This is a genomic window from Pseudomonas sp. S2_B07, assembly GCF_054668435.1.
The window spans coordinates 5,164,681-5,180,286 of sequence record NZ_CP162769.1; the positions used below are offsets into that span (position 1 = coordinate 5,164,681).

Annotated in this window: 18 protein-coding genes and 1 pseudogene; 11 read left to right on the top strand and 8 right to left on the bottom strand. The window is 58.5% G+C overall.

Going from position 1 to position 15,606, the window contains the following annotated elements:
- Positions 1-31 precede the first annotated feature (31 nt).
- Positions 32-1,732 (top strand): long-chain-fatty-acid--CoA ligase FadD1, encoded by a 1,701-nt coding sequence (gene fadD1, locus AB4N43_RS23785; protein WP_059182272.1) that lies wholly within the window; start codon positions 32-34, stop codon positions 1,730-1,732.
- 89 nt (positions 1,733-1,821) lie between these two features.
- On the opposite strand, the gene AB4N43_RS23790 is transcribed toward fadD1, so the two are convergent.
- Entirely contained in the window at positions 1,822-2,199 is a 378-nt protein-coding gene (locus AB4N43_RS23790) for a hypothetical protein (protein ID WP_027923866.1), read from the bottom strand.
- A gap of 200 nt (positions 2,200-2,399) precedes the next feature.
- Between AB4N43_RS23790 and AB4N43_RS23795 the strand changes: the two genes are divergently transcribed.
- The 3 genes from AB4N43_RS23795 (at position 2,400) to def (ending at position 4,260) form a co-directional block, all read left to right on the top strand.
- The gene (locus AB4N43_RS23795) at positions 2,400-2,591 is read left to right on the top strand and encodes a CsbD family protein (protein WP_027923867.1); all 192 of its coding nucleotides are present in this window, start codon (positions 2,400-2,402) and stop codon (positions 2,589-2,591) included.
- Between the two features lie 173 nt (positions 2,592-2,764).
- A complete protein-coding gene (locus tag AB4N43_RS23800; protein WP_027923868.1) occupies positions 2,765-3,724 on the top strand; it encodes a YihY/virulence factor BrkB family protein in 960 nt (319 codons plus the stop codon).
- On the top strand, positions 3,721-4,260 hold the full coding sequence (gene def / locus AB4N43_RS23805) for a peptide deformylase (protein ID WP_027923869.1): 540 nt from the start codon (positions 3,721-3,723) through the stop codon (positions 4,258-4,260). Before AB4N43_RS23800 ends, def begins: the two co-directional genes overlap by 4 nt.
- Before the next feature lie 18 nt (positions 4,261-4,278).
- On the opposite strand, the gene AB4N43_RS23810 is transcribed toward def, so the two are convergent.
- On the bottom strand, positions 4,279-4,713 hold the full coding sequence (locus AB4N43_RS23810; protein WP_059182273.1) for a GNAT family N-acetyltransferase: 435 nt from the start codon (positions 4,711-4,713) through the stop codon (positions 4,279-4,281).
- A 338-nt stretch (positions 4,714-5,051) separates the two neighbouring features.
- Between AB4N43_RS23810 and AB4N43_RS23815 the strand changes: the two are divergent.
- A pseudogene (locus tag AB4N43_RS23815) lies at positions 5,052-5,219 on the top strand (fatty acid desaturase); the annotation flags it as partial.
- 116 nt (positions 5,220-5,335) lie between these two features.
- Here AB4N43_RS23815 and AB4N43_RS23820 read toward each other — a convergent pair.
- The 3 genes from AB4N43_RS23820 to AB4N43_RS23830 all read right to left on the bottom strand — a co-directional run bounded on the left by AB4N43_RS23820 (position 5,336) and on the right by AB4N43_RS23830 (position 7,108).
- Complete coding sequence (locus AB4N43_RS23820; protein ID WP_027923872.1) at positions 5,336-5,890, bottom strand: hypothetical protein; 555 nt, start codon at positions 5,888-5,890, stop codon at positions 5,336-5,338.
- A 138-nt stretch (positions 5,891-6,028) separates the two neighbouring features.
- Entirely contained in the window at positions 6,029-6,661 is a 633-nt protein-coding gene (locus AB4N43_RS23825) for a glutathione S-transferase family protein (RefSeq protein ID WP_027923873.1), read from the bottom strand.
- Positions 6,662-6,676: 15 nt separating this feature from the next.
- Positions 6,677-7,108, bottom strand: a complete 432-nt coding sequence (locus tag AB4N43_RS23830; RefSeq protein WP_027923874.1) for a PACE efflux transporter — start codon at positions 7,106-7,108, stop codon at positions 6,677-6,679.
- Positions 7,109-7,229: 121 nt separating this feature from the next.
- Here AB4N43_RS23830 and AB4N43_RS23835 point away from each other — a divergent pair, with 121 nt between their 5' ends.
- Entirely contained in the window at positions 7,230-8,105 is an 876-nt protein-coding gene (locus AB4N43_RS23835; RefSeq protein ID WP_460152003.1) for a LysR family transcriptional regulator, read from the top strand.
- Between the two features lie 100 nt (positions 8,106-8,205).
- On the opposite strand, the gene gntR is transcribed toward AB4N43_RS23835, so the two are convergent.
- The gene (gntR, locus tag AB4N43_RS23840; protein ID WP_027923876.1) at positions 8,206-9,237 is read right to left on the bottom strand and encodes an HTH-type transcriptional regulator GntR; all 1,032 of its coding nucleotides are present in this window, start codon (positions 9,235-9,237) and stop codon (positions 8,206-8,208) included.
- A gap of 214 nt (positions 9,238-9,451) precedes the next feature.
- Between gntR and AB4N43_RS23845 the strand changes: the two genes are divergently transcribed.
- Positions 9,452-9,985: a gluconokinase gene (locus AB4N43_RS23845; protein WP_027923877.1), complete on the top strand. Its 534-nt coding sequence runs from the start codon at positions 9,452-9,454 to the stop codon at positions 9,983-9,985.
- An 82-nt stretch (positions 9,986-10,067) separates the two neighbouring features.
- A complete protein-coding gene (locus tag AB4N43_RS23850; RefSeq protein WP_027923878.1) occupies positions 10,068-11,420 on the top strand; it encodes a GntP family permease in 1,353 nt (450 codons plus the stop codon).
- 155 nt (positions 11,421-11,575) lie between these two features.
- Here AB4N43_RS23850 and alaC read toward each other — a convergent pair whose 3' ends face one another.
- A complete protein-coding gene (gene alaC, locus AB4N43_RS23855) occupies positions 11,576-12,787 on the bottom strand; it encodes an alanine transaminase (RefSeq protein WP_194940640.1) in 1,212 nt (403 codons plus the stop codon).
- Between the two features lie 139 nt (positions 12,788-12,926).
- On the opposite strand from alaC, the gene AB4N43_RS23860 reads away from it, so the two are divergent.
- From AB4N43_RS23860 to AB4N43_RS23870, 3 genes are all read left to right on the top strand, one after another.
- Entirely contained in the window at positions 12,927-13,589 is a 663-nt protein-coding gene (locus AB4N43_RS23860; protein ID WP_027923880.1) for a LysE family translocator, read from the top strand.
- 67 nt (positions 13,590-13,656) lie between these two features.
- Positions 13,657-14,145, top strand: coding sequence for a GyrI-like domain-containing protein (locus AB4N43_RS23865; protein WP_460152004.1), 489 nt, complete (start codon positions 13,657-13,659; stop codon positions 14,143-14,145).
- Between the two features lie 315 nt (positions 14,146-14,460).
- The gene (locus AB4N43_RS23870; RefSeq protein ID WP_059182280.1) at positions 14,461-14,949 is read left to right on the top strand and encodes a GNAT family N-acetyltransferase; all 489 of its coding nucleotides are present in this window, start codon (positions 14,461-14,463) and stop codon (positions 14,947-14,949) included.
- A gap of 134 nt (positions 14,950-15,083) precedes the next feature.
- On the opposite strand, the gene AB4N43_RS23875 is transcribed toward AB4N43_RS23870, so the two are convergent.
- A complete protein-coding gene (locus AB4N43_RS23875) occupies positions 15,084-15,569 on the bottom strand; it encodes a GNAT family N-acetyltransferase (protein ID WP_460152005.1) in 486 nt (161 codons plus the stop codon).
- Positions 15,570-15,606: the final 37 nt, after the last annotated feature.

Here is a 15,606-nt window from a genome sequence, read left to right on the forward strand (position 1 = left end):
CTGAATTCGCGTTGCTGAGGAGTGGGCTTCCATGATCGAAGACTTTTGGAAGGATAAGTACCCAGCTGGGATCGCTGCCGAGATCAATCCAGACGAGTACCCGAATATTCAGGCAGTGTTGAAGCAATCCTGCCAACGCTTCGCCAACAAGCCGGCATTCAGCAACCTGGGCAAGACACTCACCTACGGTGAACTGTACGAATTGTCCGGTGCCTTTGCCGCTTACCTGCAACAGCATACCGACTTGCAGCCGGGCGATCGAATCGCCGTGCAGTTGCCCAACGTGTTGCAGTACCCGGTCGCCGTCTTCGGTGCCATCCGCGCCGGGCTGATCGTGGTCAACACCAACCCGCTGTACACCGCGCGGGAAATGGAACACCAGTTCAACGATTCCGGTGCCAAAGCCCTGGTCTGCCTGGCCAACATGGCGCATCTGGCGGAAACCGTCGTGCCGAAAACCGGCGTCAAGCACGTGATCGTCACCGAAGTGGCCGACTTGCTGCCGCCGCTCAAGCGCCTGTTGATCAACAGCGTCATCAAGTACGTGAAGAAGATGGTCCCGGCGTATCACTTGCCCAAGGCCATCAAATTCAACGACGTGCTGAGCAAGGGCCATGGCCAGCCAGTGGCTGAAGCCAACCCGGCCAGCAGCGATGTCGCGGTGCTGCAATACACCGGCGGCACCACCGGCGTGGCAAAAGGGGCGATGCTGACCCACCGCAACCTCGTGGCAAACATGCTGCAATGCAAGGCGCTGATGGGCTCCAACCTTAATGAAGGTTGCGAGATCCTGATCACGCCGTTGCCGCTTTATCACATCTATGCGTTCACCTTTCATTGCATGGCGATGATGCTGATCGGCAACCACAACATCCTGATCAGCAACCCGCGCGACTTGCCGGCGATGGTCAAGGAACTGTCGAAGTGGAAGTTCAGCGGTTTTGTCGGCCTCAACACGTTGTTCGTGGCCCTGTGCAATAACGAAGGTTTCCGCAAGCTGGACTTCTCGGCGCTGAAAGTCACCCTGTCCGGTGGCATGGCCCTGCAACTGGCTGCCGCCGAACGCTGGAAAGCGGTCACCGGCTGCGCCATCTGCGAAGGTTATGGCATGACCGAAACCAGTCCAGTGGCCACCGTCAACCCGATCCAGCACATCCAGATCGGCACCATCGGTATTCCGGTCCCTTCGACCCGCTGCAAAGTCATCGACGATGCTGGCGTGGAGCAACCGTTGGGTGAAATCGGCGAACTGTGCGTCAAAGGTCCGCAGGTGATGAAAGGCTACTGGCAGCGCCAGGAAGCCACCGATGAAATCCTCGACAGCGAAGGCTGGTTGAAGACCGGTGACATCGCGCTGATCCAGCCGGACGGCTACATGCGTATTGTCGATCGCAAGAAAGACATGATCCTGGTTTCCGGTTTCAACGTGTACCCGAACGAACTGGAAGACGTGCTCGCGACCCTGCCGGGCGTGCTGCAATGTGCGGCCATAGGTGTGCCGGATGAGAAGTCGGGCGAGGCGATCAAGATCTTCATCGTCGCCAAACCGGGCGTGACGCTGACCAAAGAGCAAGTGATGGAGCACATGCGTGCGAACGTCACCGGCTACAAGGTGCCGCGTGCCGTCGAGTTCCGCGACGCGCTGCCGACCACTAACGTCGGCAAGATTCTGCGCCGCGAGTTGCGCGACGAAGAACTGAAGAAAATCGCCGCGAAAAAGGTCGGCGCGTAACAACAAAAAAGCCCCGCAGATGCGGGGCTTTTTTTGTCTGCCAAATCTTCTTTGACTGTCAGACCGCTATCGCGAGCAGGCTTTCGCTTTCAGAGGCGGAACGGCGCGAAATTGACGTTGGTACCCGCCGGGCGCATGTCCTGCAGGAACGAGTCCTTGTCGGCACTCAGCTCCAGGCTCAAGGCCGCCTTGCGCTTGCCTTCATTGCGCACCACCAGGCCTTCAAGCTTCTCGCGCAGGAACACGGTCGGCACTTTCAGGTGCAGCAGCTCGTCGGTGTCCGGCGTGTGCATCAGCAAGTGAACCCATTCGTACTGACCAATGGCCAGGCGCGCGACCGGGATATCGAACCACCAGATGTTGCGGTTGCGGTTCAATTCGGTGAAATGGCAGTTATTGACGCCAAGCACGGCACCGCCAAGTTCCTGGTTTCTGCGGGCAATGGCCTGCTTTTTATCGAGTTTCATAACATTCCTACGGGATTGGATCTTCAGCGCCATGGCCTGAATACGTTGCGCATTCTCGGGGGTTGGTCGGCAAACATAAAGCCCAACCTGCCAAGATCGACGAAATGTGCCGTACAAAATAAATGAAACTCCCTGCAAACGCCCCCGGTCAATCCTTGTGTAACGACTTTTCTCATTGATTTGTTCACAGGAGCAACACCATGAGCAGCACTGGCGATAAAGTAAAAGGCATGGCCAACGAAGCCGTCGGCAACGTCAAGCAAGGTGTCGGCAAGGCCACTGACAACACCCGCCTGCAAGCTGAAGGCAAAGTGCAGGAAAAGAAAGGCGAGGCTCAGCAAGCTATAGGCAAAGCCAAAGACGCCATCAAGAAAGGCGTCGACAAGGCTTGATTCGGCCTTTGACGATGATCACGAACGGCCATCCTCGGATGGCCGTTTTTGTGTCAGCCTGAACTTGAGCGCGGAAATTGTTTCAAAGTCGCCAAGTAGGCTACTTTGATGTAGCAAACGGCCCCTGAGTCGCCACGACTTCAACCCCAATCTTGCGGCGAAAGGAGACGCTAATGATTTTCCCGGACATGAAAGGCCTGCCCCTGCACCGTGTGATGGTGCGCACGGTCACCGAGTTCATCGACGATGAAATGTCGACCTATGCCTCGGCGCTGGCCTATCAGATGTTGTTCTCGCTGTTTCCCTTCATTTTGTTCCTGATTGCCCTGATCGGTTTCCTGCACCTGCCGGACTTTTTCTCCTGGCTGCGCCTGCAATCGGAACTGGTCTTGCCGCCCCAGGCGCTGGAACAGGTCAACCCGGTCATTGACCAGCTCCAGCAATCCAAGGGTGGATTGCTCTCGGTGGGTATCGTGATTGCGCTGTACACCGCCTCCGCCGGTGTGCGGCTGATGATGAGCGCGATGAACGCGGCCTACGATGTGGTCGAAGGCCGGCCGGCGTGGAAGCGCTTCCCGTTGTCGATCATCTACACCGTCGGCATCGCCGGCATGCTGCTGGTCGCCGCCGCGCTGATGGTGCTCGGTCCGCAGTTGATGGGCTGGATCGCCGCGCAGGTCGGCCTCGAAGACTTCATCGTGACCCTCTGGACCATCGTGCGCTGGCCGGTGGTGGTGATTCTGCTGATGGTCGCGGTGGCCGTGATTTATTACGTCATGCCCGACGTCAAACAGGAGTTTCGCTTTATCACGCCGGGATCGGTACTGGCGGTGGTGGTGTGGATCTGTGCCTCTGTGGGCTTCGGTCTGTACGTCAAGGAGTTCGCCAACTACAACGCCATGTATGGCAGTATCGGCGCGATCATCGTGCTGTTGCTGTACTTCTACATTTCCGCCGCGGTGCTGTTGCTCGGCGCGGAGATGAACGCGGTCATCGAGCACATGTCGAGCGAAGGCAAGGACCCCGGCGAGAAGGTTCCTGGCGAACACGGCCACGACCATCAAAAACACCACGTTTCGGGATTGGGGCGCGATCACTCGGTCCATCCCTCCACTGACGAAGTCACCAAATGATCCGTGAAATTCTGAAAATGGGCGATGAGCGCCTGCTGCGCGTTGCCCCGCCGGTACCGGCCGAGATGTTCGACAGCCCCGAGTTGTGGCAGTTGATCGACGACATGTTCCAGACCATGGAAAGCGTTGGCGGCGTCGGCCTGGCTGCGCCGCAGATCGGGGTCGACCTGCAACTGGTGATCTTCGGTTTCGAGCACAGTGAACGGTACCCGGACGCCGAGGCGGTGCCGCAAACCATCCTGATCAATCCACTGATCACACCGTTGAGCCCGACGCTGGAAGAGGGGTTTGAAGGGTGCCTGTCCGTGCCGGGCCTGCGCGGCGCCGTGGACCGTTATCAGCAGATTCGCTACGAAGGTGTCGACCCCAAGGGCCAACCCATCGTGCGCATCGCCTCAGGCTTCCATGCGCGGGTGGTGCAGCATGAATGCGATCACCTGATCGGCCGTTTGTACCCGTCGCGCATTACCGACTTCAGCAAGTTCGGGTTTACCGAAGTCATGTTCCCGGACCTTGATCCGAACGCTGACGACTAAGACCACCACATTGGATTTTCACAAGTCTTGAATGAGCGGTTTGCCTAGCTCCAGCCCCATCGCAATCATCGGCTTGCTGCGCGCATAACGACTCAACCGCTCCACCATGGCGTACGGCATCTGCGGATCGAAGGTAAAGCCGCGACGTTCATAAAAGCCACGCAGATCCGGATGGCAAAACAGCCACACCGGAAGGTCGAGGTCCTTGACCGCTGCCGTAATCAACTCGCCGGCAATCCCCTGTTCGCGACAGGTCGGGTCAACAAACAACCCCGTCAACCAATACCCGCCCGCCACCGGTCGCAAACACAGCGCCGCCACAATCTCATTGCGTCGTGCCACCCATAACCGAGCATCGCGCACGGCTTTCATCGGCGATTGGTGCGCGCGATAAAATTTGTTCATCAGGGGCCATAACGGCTCGTCGAGCAGGGTGTACTGGGTGTCGGGCATGGGTCTGGACTGTCGGTGTGCAAAGCGGGCGATTATAAAAGAACGTACGCGCAGGGATAGGTGTATACCTGATCTCACATCCCGTATGAGTGGAGTACGTATCATGGCCAAAGGCATGGATTCAAAGAAAGCAGCGAAGAAAAAGCCGGCGAAAACCGCCGATGAAAAGCGCGCGGACAAGAAGGCCAAGAAGGTGGATGTGTTCGGTCACTGATCCCGCGACAAGGGAGCCCGGCAATCGGGCTCCTGCTGCAGGTTTAACGAACTAACCGAATAATCTGCAAGATGTCCCAAGGCAACTGCACAGAAGGGGACTGGTCCCCGATCTGAGCAACGCCATGCCCCATTACTTCGATACTGCCCACCGAGAAGAAATCGACACCCTGCGTCAACGCCTGACGGCCCGCACCGAATGGCCGACCTGGCTGTTGTTGATCGGCGTGTACGGCGGCTGGTTCAGTATTGTTCTGGCCAGTGACCGATTGGGGCTCTGGTTGAGCACTGTAGGCTCGCGGCATGTCGTCGATGCAATCAGACAGTTCAACTCGACCTTGCAATTGAACTGACCACGGTAAAAATGAAAAAGGGTCCCGGTAGAGGGACCCTTTTTTATGCTCGCGGGTTAAAGCGATGCCAGAAACTTGTCGACTACTTGAGTGCCGCTTTTTTCGCTACTGCTGGTTTCTTTCTCGGCCTGCGCCAGTTTCATCTTGTCTTGCATGCGATCGGCAATCTCTTGCGCGATGGCCTGTTGTTTCTCCGGCGGCATGGCTTTCAAGTCTTCTTCGGTAATGCCCATGTCTTTCAGAATACTGTCGCGCAGCCGCTGTTCCGGCGTTTTGCTCATGTAGTCCTTGAAGTCGGTCATTGCCGAACTGTCGGTGGAGTTGCCTTGAATGTCGGCCGGCACTTTCGACGGATCGGCTGCTTGCAGCGCCACGCGGGTCTTGGCAAAGGCTTCATCGATGTTGTCGCTGATCTTGCTCGCCTCGTTCACTTGCTGCGTGGTTTGTTGGGTCGCGGACGCCTGGACCTGCGCCTGAACATTGGTTTGCAGCGCTTGCAGCATCGCGCCCTGCATGCCGCTTTGCAGCCCGGCGGCGGCTTCAGCACTCGGGTCTTCGCCGGGACGCTTGGGCAGAGGGACCATTTGTGTTTGTTTTGCACTGACCAACATGATGAATAGCCTGTAGGTAATTGCTGACCGGAGGGCAGGAGCAATTAGCGTGCCGTCGCTTGATACCCATATTTACGGGGCTTGAGGGGGTAATAGCGGTCAGGAGTTGCCGTCAGGCGGCAGCGTTCGACCGCGCCGTCACGGCAAGCCGTTACAGCCGTGTTTCAGGAAACCCTGGCGTTGTGCCAGGCGTTGGAAATATTCGTCGATGGCGGGGAAGTCCGGCCGCTCCATCGGGGTCATCAGCCAGCGGTTGACCGACAGCCCGATGACAATGTCGGCCAGGGTAAAACGAGGCCCGGCGACATAGGCTTTGGTGGTCGCGAGTTGGTGTTCGAGGAGGGCCATTTTCTGGTTCCAGCCTCGCACGCCGACGGCAATCCGGTGCGGGTCCTGAAACTCCGGGTCCTTGCGCACCAACGCGGTAAACGCGTAGCTCCAGGAGGGGTTGAGCTCGGTGGCTTGCCAATCCATCCACTGCTCCACCCGCGCACGCGCCGCCGGGTCATGCGGCAGCAGATCGGTATTTTGGTGTTTGCCGGCCAGGTAGCGGCAGATGGTATTCGACTCCCACAACACGCCTGCCTCATCGATGATCACCGGCACCTGTGCATTGGGGTTCAGGCGCAGAAACTCCGGCGTGTGGGTCGACGCATAACCGCTGCCCCAGTCCTCACGCTCGTAGGTAGCGCCCAGTTCCTCACAGGTCCACAGGACTTTTCTGACGTTGATCGACGACGCCTTACCGAGAATCTTCAGTGCATGTTCCATTGAGCTACTCCGTTTTCAAACCGGATCCGGCAGCGCCGACGTTGGCAAACCAAACGTGCGATCAAATAACCAGTTGAACGCAAAGGTGTAGCACGGGATGAAAATAATCAATGCCAAGTCCAGCAGGAACGCTTGCACCAGACTGATGTTCATCCACCAGGCAATCAACGGGATGAGAAACACTATCAAGGTTAGTTGAAAACCCACGGCATGGACGATGCGCCGTTTAACGGTGCGGGTGCGTGATAACTGGCGACTTTCCCAACGCTCGAACAGCGAGGTGTAGATGAAATTCCAGGTCACGGCGAGGGTGGTGATGATCACCGCCAAGGGGCCGGTGCTGCCTGGGGAAGTGCCGGACAACAGCGCCAGGCCGAGTGCCGAAAACGTCATGCCGATGACTTCATACAACGATACATAGACCAGTTTGCGTTTAACGCCTTGCATGGGGATTTGCCTCTTTCTTGCGAACTTGAAACCAGCAGCACTGGCGAAGGCGGCGAAAGATAGCTTCAATAGTCGTGACAGAAAAAGTCAGTAGCTTTCAGTTTTATTGATAGGACGGTGGATGAATTTCAACAGCGACAGCATCGAGTTGTTTCTTGCGGTGATCGAACGCGGCTCGTTTTCAGCCGCTGCCCGGGCGCTGGGGAAAGTCCCGTCGGCCGTGAGCATGGGCATCGCCAACCTGGAGGCTGAACTGGGTTATCCGCTGTTTGACCGCAGTCATCGCGAACCGGTGCCCACCGCCATGGCCAGTGCGCTGGTGCCGCACGCACGACTGATCGCCGAGCAACTCAAACACCTGCAAGTGCATGCGATCGAGTTATCGCTGGGGCTGGAGAGCAAGTTGTCGATCGGCGTGGTGGCGGACATCGACAAGGGGCGTTTGATGGCGGCGATCAAGGTGATTGCCGAGCGTCATCCACTGCTGGAAGTCGAAGTGCTCAGTGCGCCGCAGGATGATGTGTTGGCCATGCTGCACAGCGGCCGGGTCAGCGTGTGCCTGGCCTTCGCCGGGCTCAGCATGAATGCGCTGGAGCGGTTTCAGTTTGTCGGCACGGAGCGGATGATCGCCACGCTCGCGGCGAACAACCCGATGTTTCAAGGGCGGGATTTGTTTCTCGAGGATCTGGTCAATGTCCGGCAAATTATCGTCGCCAGCCGCGATCTGCCGATCAGCGAAACCCGGCCCTTGGTGGGCGAGTCTTACTGGCGCACCGACACGTTGGCGATGGCGCTGGAGATGGTCGAAGCGGGATTGGGTTGGGGTAACTTTCCGGTGTCTGTGGTCCAGCCGCTACTCGATGCCGGAAGGCTCAAGCGCCTGAACTTTCGCAACATCGAGAATGGTCTGGAGTTGCCGGTGCATGCCGTTTGGCTCAAGAGCCAGCCGTTGCAGAAAGGCGCGTTGGCGTTTGTCGAATCGCTGTGCCAACGCTGATCCCCTGTAGGAGAGAGCCTGCTCGCGATAACGGTCTCTCCGTCAAATCCCTGTTGATTGACACTCCGCCATCGCGAGCAGGCTCACTCCTACAGGGGGGTTATGTGCTTTCCCGGATTTTTAGTTCAAACCCCATATCCTGCACCGGTTTAGCCACCGAATTCCCCGCCAGCAACGTCAACATCAACTCCGCCGAACGTCGGCCAATGGCCTCGCGCGGCGTATTGATGCTGCTCAGGCGCGGCACCATGTGCGCCGAGGCGGGCAGGTCGTTGAAACCGAGGATGGCGACTTGTTCCGGGATCTTGATGCCATGGCGCAGGGCTTCAAGCAGTGCGCCCTGGGCCAGGTCGTCGTTGCCGAAGAAGATCGCATCGACATCGGGGTGACTGGCCAGTAGTTGCAGAAACAGCTCGCCGCCCAATCCGACGGAGGAGGCACGCGGGGTCAGCACTTCCAGACCCGGGTCGTACAACCCGGCCTTCTGCAGGGCTTTGCGGAACCCTTCGCCGCGTAGCAAGGTGCGCTGGTCCAGTTGCGCGCCAATGTAGGCCAGGCGCTTGCGACCACGGGACAGCAAATGTTCGGCCGCCGTTTCGCCGGCGGCCAGTTGCGAGAAACCCACGCAATTCACACCCGCCGCGCTGTCCAGTTCCATCATGTACACGCAGGGAATGTTGCTGGCTTCAATCATCCGTCGCGAACTTTCAGTGCGGTCGAAACCGGTCAGCAGCAAGCCGCGAGGTTGATAGGCCATGTAGTTGCGCAGCAGGTTTTCTTCTTCATCGCGTGAATAATGGAAGTTGCCGATCAGCACTTCGAAGCCCTTGGGGCGAAGCACCTGATGAATGGCTTCCAGTGTGTCGATGAACAACAGGTTGGACAGCGATGGCACCAAAACCACCACCGAATGGCTCTGCGCCGAGGCCAGGGCGCGGGCGGCGGGGTTGACCACGTAGTTGAGTTCGAGCGCGGCTTTCTGGACTTTTTCTACCAGTTCGGCGGCCACGGTGCTGACGCCGCGCAACGCACGGGAGGCGGTAATCGGGCTGACCCCGGCCAGTCGGGCTACTTCATTGAGGGTAGGGCGGCCAGTGGTGCGGGTATTTTTATCGTTTTTAGGGGAGGTCATCGGGCGGCTTGCCAAACAAAATTCAAGGCACTAAGGTAGCGCTGTCCCGAAGCGGCTGCAAATGCGTAAGCGAGTTTTGCCTGAACCTCGCTTTTTGGCACTGGGACGAAAATGCTGCAACCCACAAAAATGACAAGAAGGCGTCGGCAACTTCTACTTTTGATCGAGTGTCATAGCTGTCAAAGGTAGCGCTGTCTGCGCGCTGAGGTGTTACATGAATCATCCCATCACCGCCCTGGTCATCATGGGCGTTGCCGGTTGCGGCAAGACATGCGTCAGCGAGGCCTTGTGCCAACTCAGCGGCGCCACTGCCATTGAAGGCGATACTTTCCACCCTGCCGCCAATATCGAAAAGATGAGCGCGGGTATCCCCCTGAACGACCAGGACCGTGCCGGCTGGCTCGACAGCCTGTGCGATGAACTGCGCCGCGTCGACGCCAAGGGCGAACGCCCGGTGCTGACCTGCTCGGCCCTCAAACACAGCTACCGCGAAGTGTTGCGCAGCGCTTTGCCGGGCCTGGGCTTCGTGTTTCTTGAGCTGACCCCTGAAGTCGCCGCCGAGCGTGTGTCGCACCGGCCAGGGCACTTCATGCCTTCGACCCTGATCGACAGCCAGTTCGCCACCCTCGAATCCCCCGTGGGCGAGCCGTTGACCCTGGCGCTGGATGCATCGACCTACAGCGTCGAGCAACTGGCGTCGCAGGCGCATGTCTGGTGGCAGGCACACGGCCTGAAACAGGCCGTATGAGTGTTGCCAAAAAAGATAGCGCTGTCCTGATGGCTCGCGAATTACCCGCTTTAATAACAACAACAACCAGGAGACACCCCTAATGTTTGGCATGTCCCACGAGACGTTCCTGCTGCTTGATGCAGTGGTCACGGTGATCGGGCTTATATTCCTGATTACCAAGTTCAAGTTCCACCCGTTCATTGCCCTGATCATCGCCGCTGCCTTTCTCGGGCTGACCTCCGGCATGCCGATCGGTACCGTTATCAAAGCGTTCCAGGACGGTTTCGGTGGCGTGCTCGGTTTTGTCGGGATCATCCTCGCGCTGGGCACCATGCTCGGCAAAATGATGGCCGAGTCGGGCGGGGCGGATCAGATTGCCCAGACGCTGATTCGCGCGTTCGGCAAAGACAAAGTGCAGTGGGCGATGATGTTCGCGGCGTTCCTGGTCGGCATTCCGCTGTTCTTCGAAATCGGTTTCGTGCTGCTGATCCCGCTGGTGTTCATCGTTGCGCGCCGTACCGGCGTGTCGATTATCAAGATCGGTATCCCGCTGCTGGCCGGTCTGTCCGCCGTGCACGGCCTGGTTCCGCCGCACCCGGGGCCGTTGCTGGCCATTGGCGTGTTCGGTGCCGACATCGGTAAAACCATTCTCTACGGTCTGATTGTGGCGCTGCCAACGGCCATCATTGCCGGCCCGATCTTCGGTACATTCATTGCCAAATACATCCCCGGCCATCCTAACCAGGAACTGGTGGATCAACTGGCGCGCGAGCCTGACTCGGCCGACCTGCCAAGCTTCAGCATCACGCTGATCACTGTGCTGCTGCCAGTGTTCCTGATGTTGCTCAAGACCTTTGCCGATGTGGTACTGCCAGAAGGCAATTTCGCCCGCTCCTTCATGGACCTGATCGGCCACCCGATCTCGGCGCTGTTGCTGGCGTTGCTGCTGTCGCTGTACACCTTCGGTCACCGTCAGGGCATCGACTCGAAACGCATTCTGAAGTGGCTCGATTCGAGCCTCGCGCCGACTGCCGCGATCATTCTGATCATCGGTGCCGGTGGTGGCTTCAAGCAGATGCTGGTGACCAGCGGCGTGGGTGACGTGATCGGCCACATGGCGGTGAACGCACAGATCTCGCCGATCCTGCTGGCGTGGCTGGTGGCGGCGGTGATCCGCGTGGCAACCGGTTCGGCGACTGTGGCGACCATTACCGGCGCGGGCATTGTGGTGCCGGTGGTGGGGATGATTCCGGGTGTGAACCGTGAGCTGCTGGTGTTGGCCACCGGTGCCGGTTCGTTGGTCCTGTCTCACGTCAACGACGCGGGTTTTTGGCTGGTGAAGCAGTACTTCAACATGACCGTGGCAGAAACCTTCAAGACCTGGACCGCGATGGAAACCATCCTGTCCGTGGTTGCGCTGGGCTTTATCCTGCTGCTGTCGATGTTTGTTTAAGCAAAAACACAGGTGGTGACACAGCTCTTGTGATCACCCCGAAACTAATGTGGGAGCGAGCTTGCTCGCGATGACTGACTAACATTCAACCTCTTCGTTGAATGTTAAGCCCTCATCGCGAGCAAGCTCGCTCCCACAGTGTTATGTGTCAGGCGCTAGTTTTTGGTGACCAAGCCATCCGCCCTGAACATCCCGCGTATCCCGCGCACGGCCTGACGAATCCGGTCCTGGTTTTCGATCAGCGCGAAGCGCACGTGATCATCCCCGTACTCACCAAACCCCACGCCCGGCGAGACGCAGACCTTGGCCTCGGCCAGCAGCTTCTTGGCGAACTCCAGCGAGCCCAGGTGCGCATACGCCTCGGGAATCTTGGCCCAGACGTACATCGACGCTTTCGGGTTCTCGACCATCCAGCCCAGCTCATGCAGGCCTTTGACCAGCACGTTGCGCCGCTGCCGATACTGCTCGGCGATGTCCTTGACGCATTGCTGATCGCCTTCCAGCGCCGCAATCGCCGCGACTTGCAGCGGGGTGAACGTGCCGTAGTCGTGGTAACTCTTGATCCGTGCCAGGGCGTTGACCAGTTCCGGGTTGCCGACCATGAAACCGATCCGCCAACCCGCCATGTTGTAACTCTTGGACAGGGTGAAAAACTCCACCGCGATGTCCTTGGCGCCCGGCACTTGCATGATCGACGGAGCTTTCCAGCCGTCATAGACGATGTCGGCGTAGGCCAGGTCGTGCACCACCAGTACGTCGTACTGCTTGGCGAGGGCGATCACCCGTTCAAAGAAGTCCAGCTCCACGCATTGCGCGGTAGGGTTGGACGGGAAGCCGAGGATCATCATTTTCGGTTTCGGGATCGAGCCACGAATCGCCTGTTCCAGTTCGGCGAAGAAATCCACGCCCGGAATCAGCGGTACCGAACGCACCTGGGCGCCGGCAATCACGGCACCGTAGATGTGAATCGGATAACTCGGGTTCGGCACCAGCACGGTATCGCCCTGATCCAGGGTGGCCAGCATCAGGTGCGCCAGGCCTTCCTTGGAACCGATGGTGACAATGGCTTCGGTTTCCGGGTCGATGTCGACCTCGTAGCGATCCTTGTACCAATTGGAAATCGCCCGGCGCAGGCGCGGAATGCCTTTGGACGTCGAGTAGCCGTGGGTGTCTTCGCGCTGGGCAACCGTCACCAGTTTTTCGACGATGTGCGGCGGAGTAGGCCCATCAGGGTTGCCCATGCTGAAGTCGATGATGTCTTCGCCACGACGACGGGCGGCCATCTTCAGCTCGGCAGTGATGTTGAATACGTAAGGGGGGAGTCGATCTATGCGCGCAAAGCGGCGCGGCGAACCTTGTTCGGCCATTGTTGCCTCGGATAACGTGAGCGCCCGGAACCGTCCGAGCGACGCTGGCCACTGCGGTGGCCTGTTGCGGAAGATAAGGGCAGTCGTGGCACACTGTCCAGCGAGTGTGTAAACAATTTTTTCCGAAGGAAATCGGTTGATGGAATTTAGCAGCGGCTTCTTGCTGAGCCTTTCGTTGTGCCTGGATATCGGCGTGGCCAACATCGCGATGATCACCCTGGCCATGCAACGCGGCTATTTTCAGGGCTTTGCGCTGGGTTTGGGGACCTGTGTCGGCGACCTGATCTACGCCGTGCTGGCGCTGGCGGGCATGACCGTTTTGCTGCAATACGAAACCGTGCGCTGGGTGCTGTGGATCGGTGGTTCGGCGTTGCTGATCTATTTTGCGGCAAAGATGATCTATTCGGCGATTCACCACGAAGCGGCATTGGCGCAAGCCGAAGAGGTGGGGCAGAACTCCCATCGCAAAGAATTTTTCCGCGGGATCTTTCTCGCCATGTCTTCGCCCAGCGCCATCCTGTGGTTCGCGGCGGTGGGCGGCACGCTGATCGCCCGTTCCGGTGGCGGTGGTGCGCTCAGCTCCGCGCTGTTTCTCGGCGGATTCCTCTGTGCCGGGCTGCTCTGGAGTGCCGGTTTGTGCTTTGCCGCGAGCCATGGCGGCAAGTTGCTGGGTGACAAACTGCTGCGCTACTCATACATGGCATCGGCAGCGATCTTCTGCTATTTCGCGGTCTACGTGATCCTATCGGGGTACAACGAGTTTGTTGGCTCGGCGGCCGTGGAACAGTTGCACGCCCTGTAACTGGGCGAATCGGGTTTGGCTTCTATACTCCCAGCCGAACCCATTTTTAAGCCACAGGAGTTGAGCCATGGATGAGCAAACAGGCGTGAAACCAGCCGAGCCCCGCTTCGTACATGGGCATTTTTTGCTCATTGCAGGGCTGGGTGGCCTATTTACAGCGGAGACGACAAAAAAGATCCCCGACCTTTGGGAAAAATTCATTCCCGAGATTGGCCAGATTCCCGGTCAAAAAGGCGAAGTGACCTACGGCATCTGCTGCAATCCGGATGGCAAGGGCGGATTCGAATACATCGCCGGCGTCGAAATCGAAAAGCTCGACGACCTGCCGGATAAGTACCGCTGGGTCGAGGTTCAACCGCAGCACTACGCCGTATTCGAGCACAAGGGATCGCTGGATACCTTGCCCCAGACCTTTCAGTACATCTGGAAAACCTGGTTGCCGCAGTCCGGCAAAGAGGCGGCGGACGCCCCGGAGTTCGAACGCTACAGCGAAGACTTCAACCCCAAGCTCAACACCGGCGTGCTGGAAATCTGGCTGCCGCTCAAATCCGAATGATTACAGCGAGGGGCGGACCATGGGTCCGCCTCTCGACGTGTCATTTACCCTGCTTCATCCGGCGCGCGCGCATCAGGTCGATCGACAAGGTGATGAAGCCAAACGTGCTGATGCCCAACAACATAAGAAGACCGATCTGAACGCTGCTCATGGTGTGTTCCCCCTATTGATGTCCTGAGACCGGCTCCATCAATAATCCGAACCTTTGAGCAATGAAAGCGCCTATACGCAGGCTTTACGGCACAGGCAGTGATCGATATGAACACCTTATTCAACTATGATTCGCAGCCTTTCCCACGCTGATTCCGAGCCGCCATGAACACCCTCATCCGCAACGTCACCGCCACTGACCTGGACCGCTGCTACGCCATCGAAACCGTTGCCTACGAAGGTGACGAGGCCGCCACCCGCGAGAAAATCGCCACCCGCATTGCCACCTGGCCCGAGGGTTTCATCGTGGCTGAAGTCGACGGCGTTGTAGCCGGTTTCATCAATTCCGGTGCGGCGTTTCAGGTGGAGATGTCGGATGAAGCGTTCAAGGAGCTGATCGGCCACGACCCGGCCGGCCCGCATGTGGTGATCATGTCGGTGGTGGTGCACCCGGACTATCAGGGGCAGGGGCTGGCGAAGCGGTTGATGGGTGAGTTCATTGAGCGGATGCGTGCACTGGGCAAAACCCATATCCACCTGATGTGCAAGGAGCGGCATGTTCCGCTGTATGCCGGGTTTGGCTTTGCCTACATCAAACCGTCGGCTTCGGACCATGGCGGGATGGCGTGGCATGAGATGGTGCTGGATTTGTAAGACCTACGAAGATCCCCCCGTAGGAGTGAGCCTGCTCGCGATAGCGTCTACACATTCAACAGTGAGGTGACTGTCAAATTGCCATCGCGAGCAGGCTCACTCCAACATGGGCCTGGTGTTGGGTCAGTAGAGCCTCAGAAAACCAGGCCCATTCGCCGCTCATACCCAATCCGGCCCTTGTAGGCCTCGCCGCTATCCACCCAGCCGAATTTTGCATACAGCGCGATGGCCGACTCATTGTCCGCATCCACCGACAATTCCAGCCCCTTTATCTCCGGAAACGCCTGTCGCGCCACCTCGGGCAGCGCTTGCAGGCAAGCCTTGCCATAGCCTTTTCCCTGAGCACATTGATCGACTTGCAACGCATGCAGCGTGGCGCTGTGTTCATCGGCCCAGGCCGGTAACACCGGCGGGCGCTTGAGCAGCAGGAAGGCCACCGGAGCATCCTCGACCAGCAGCGCAAATCCTTTGACGCCGGGGCCGGGTTTGGACAGCAAGGTGTGCAATGCACCGTGAATGTCGCCGCTGAACCTGATTTGTTCCTTGTGTACTTCGATGGCCTCGACCTGCTGGCGCTGGCGCGCGTTCAGGCTTTCGTAAGGCACGAGACGGGCTGTCACTGGAGTGTCCTTTTCCCACATGAATGAGCCTCGGATT

What these genes read in the sequence shown, in the direction of transcription:
- fadD1 (WP_059182272.1), top strand. Translation starts at nt 32, where the DNA reads ATGATCGAAGACTTTTGGAAGGATAAGTACCCAGCTGGGATCGCTGCC.
- AB4N43_RS23790 (WP_027923866.1), bottom strand. Translation starts at nt 2,199, where the DNA reads ATGAAACTCGATAAAAAGCAGGCCATTGCCCGCAGAAACCAGGAACTT.
- AB4N43_RS23795 (WP_027923867.1), top strand. Translation starts at nt 2,400, where the DNA reads ATGAGCAGCACTGGCGATAAAGTAAAAGGCATGGCCAACGAAGCCGTC.
- AB4N43_RS23800 (WP_027923868.1), top strand. Translation starts at nt 2,765, where the DNA reads ATGATTTTCCCGGACATGAAAGGCCTGCCCCTGCACCGTGTGATGGTG.
- def (WP_027923869.1), top strand. Translation starts at nt 3,721, where the DNA reads ATGATCCGTGAAATTCTGAAAATGGGCGATGAGCGCCTGCTGCGCGTT.
- AB4N43_RS23810 (WP_059182273.1), bottom strand. Translation starts at nt 4,713, where the DNA reads ATGCCCGACACCCAGTACACCCTGCTCGACGAGCCGTTATGGCCCCTG.
- AB4N43_RS23820 (WP_027923872.1), bottom strand. Translation starts at nt 5,890, where the DNA reads ATGTTGGTCAGTGCAAAACAAACACAAATGGTCCCTCTGCCCAAGCGT.
- AB4N43_RS23825 (WP_027923873.1), bottom strand. Translation starts at nt 6,661, where the DNA reads ATGGAACATGCACTGAAGATTCTCGGTAAGGCGTCGTCGATCAACGTC.
- AB4N43_RS23830 (WP_027923874.1), bottom strand. Translation starts at nt 7,108, where the DNA reads ATGCAAGGCGTTAAACGCAAACTGGTCTATGTATCGTTGTATGAAGTC.
- AB4N43_RS23835 (WP_460152003.1), top strand. Translation starts at nt 7,230, where the DNA reads ATGAATTTCAACAGCGACAGCATCGAGTTGTTTCTTGCGGTGATCGAA.
- gntR (WP_027923876.1), bottom strand. Translation starts at nt 9,237, where the DNA reads ATGACCTCCCCTAAAAACGATAAAAATACCCGCACCACTGGCCGCCCT.
- AB4N43_RS23845 (WP_027923877.1), top strand. Translation starts at nt 9,452, where the DNA reads ATGAATCATCCCATCACCGCCCTGGTCATCATGGGCGTTGCCGGTTGC.
- AB4N43_RS23850 (WP_027923878.1), top strand. Translation starts at nt 10,068, where the DNA reads ATGTTTGGCATGTCCCACGAGACGTTCCTGCTGCTTGATGCAGTGGTC.
- alaC (WP_194940640.1), bottom strand. Translation starts at nt 12,787, where the DNA reads ATGGCCGAACAAGGTTCGCCGCGCCGCTTTGCGCGCATAGATCGACTC.
- AB4N43_RS23860 (WP_027923880.1), top strand. Translation starts at nt 12,927, where the DNA reads ATGGAATTTAGCAGCGGCTTCTTGCTGAGCCTTTCGTTGTGCCTGGAT.
- AB4N43_RS23865 (WP_460152004.1), top strand. Translation starts at nt 13,657, where the DNA reads ATGGATGAGCAAACAGGCGTGAAACCAGCCGAGCCCCGCTTCGTACAT.
- AB4N43_RS23870 (WP_059182280.1), top strand. Translation starts at nt 14,461, where the DNA reads ATGAACACCCTCATCCGCAACGTCACCGCCACTGACCTGGACCGCTGC.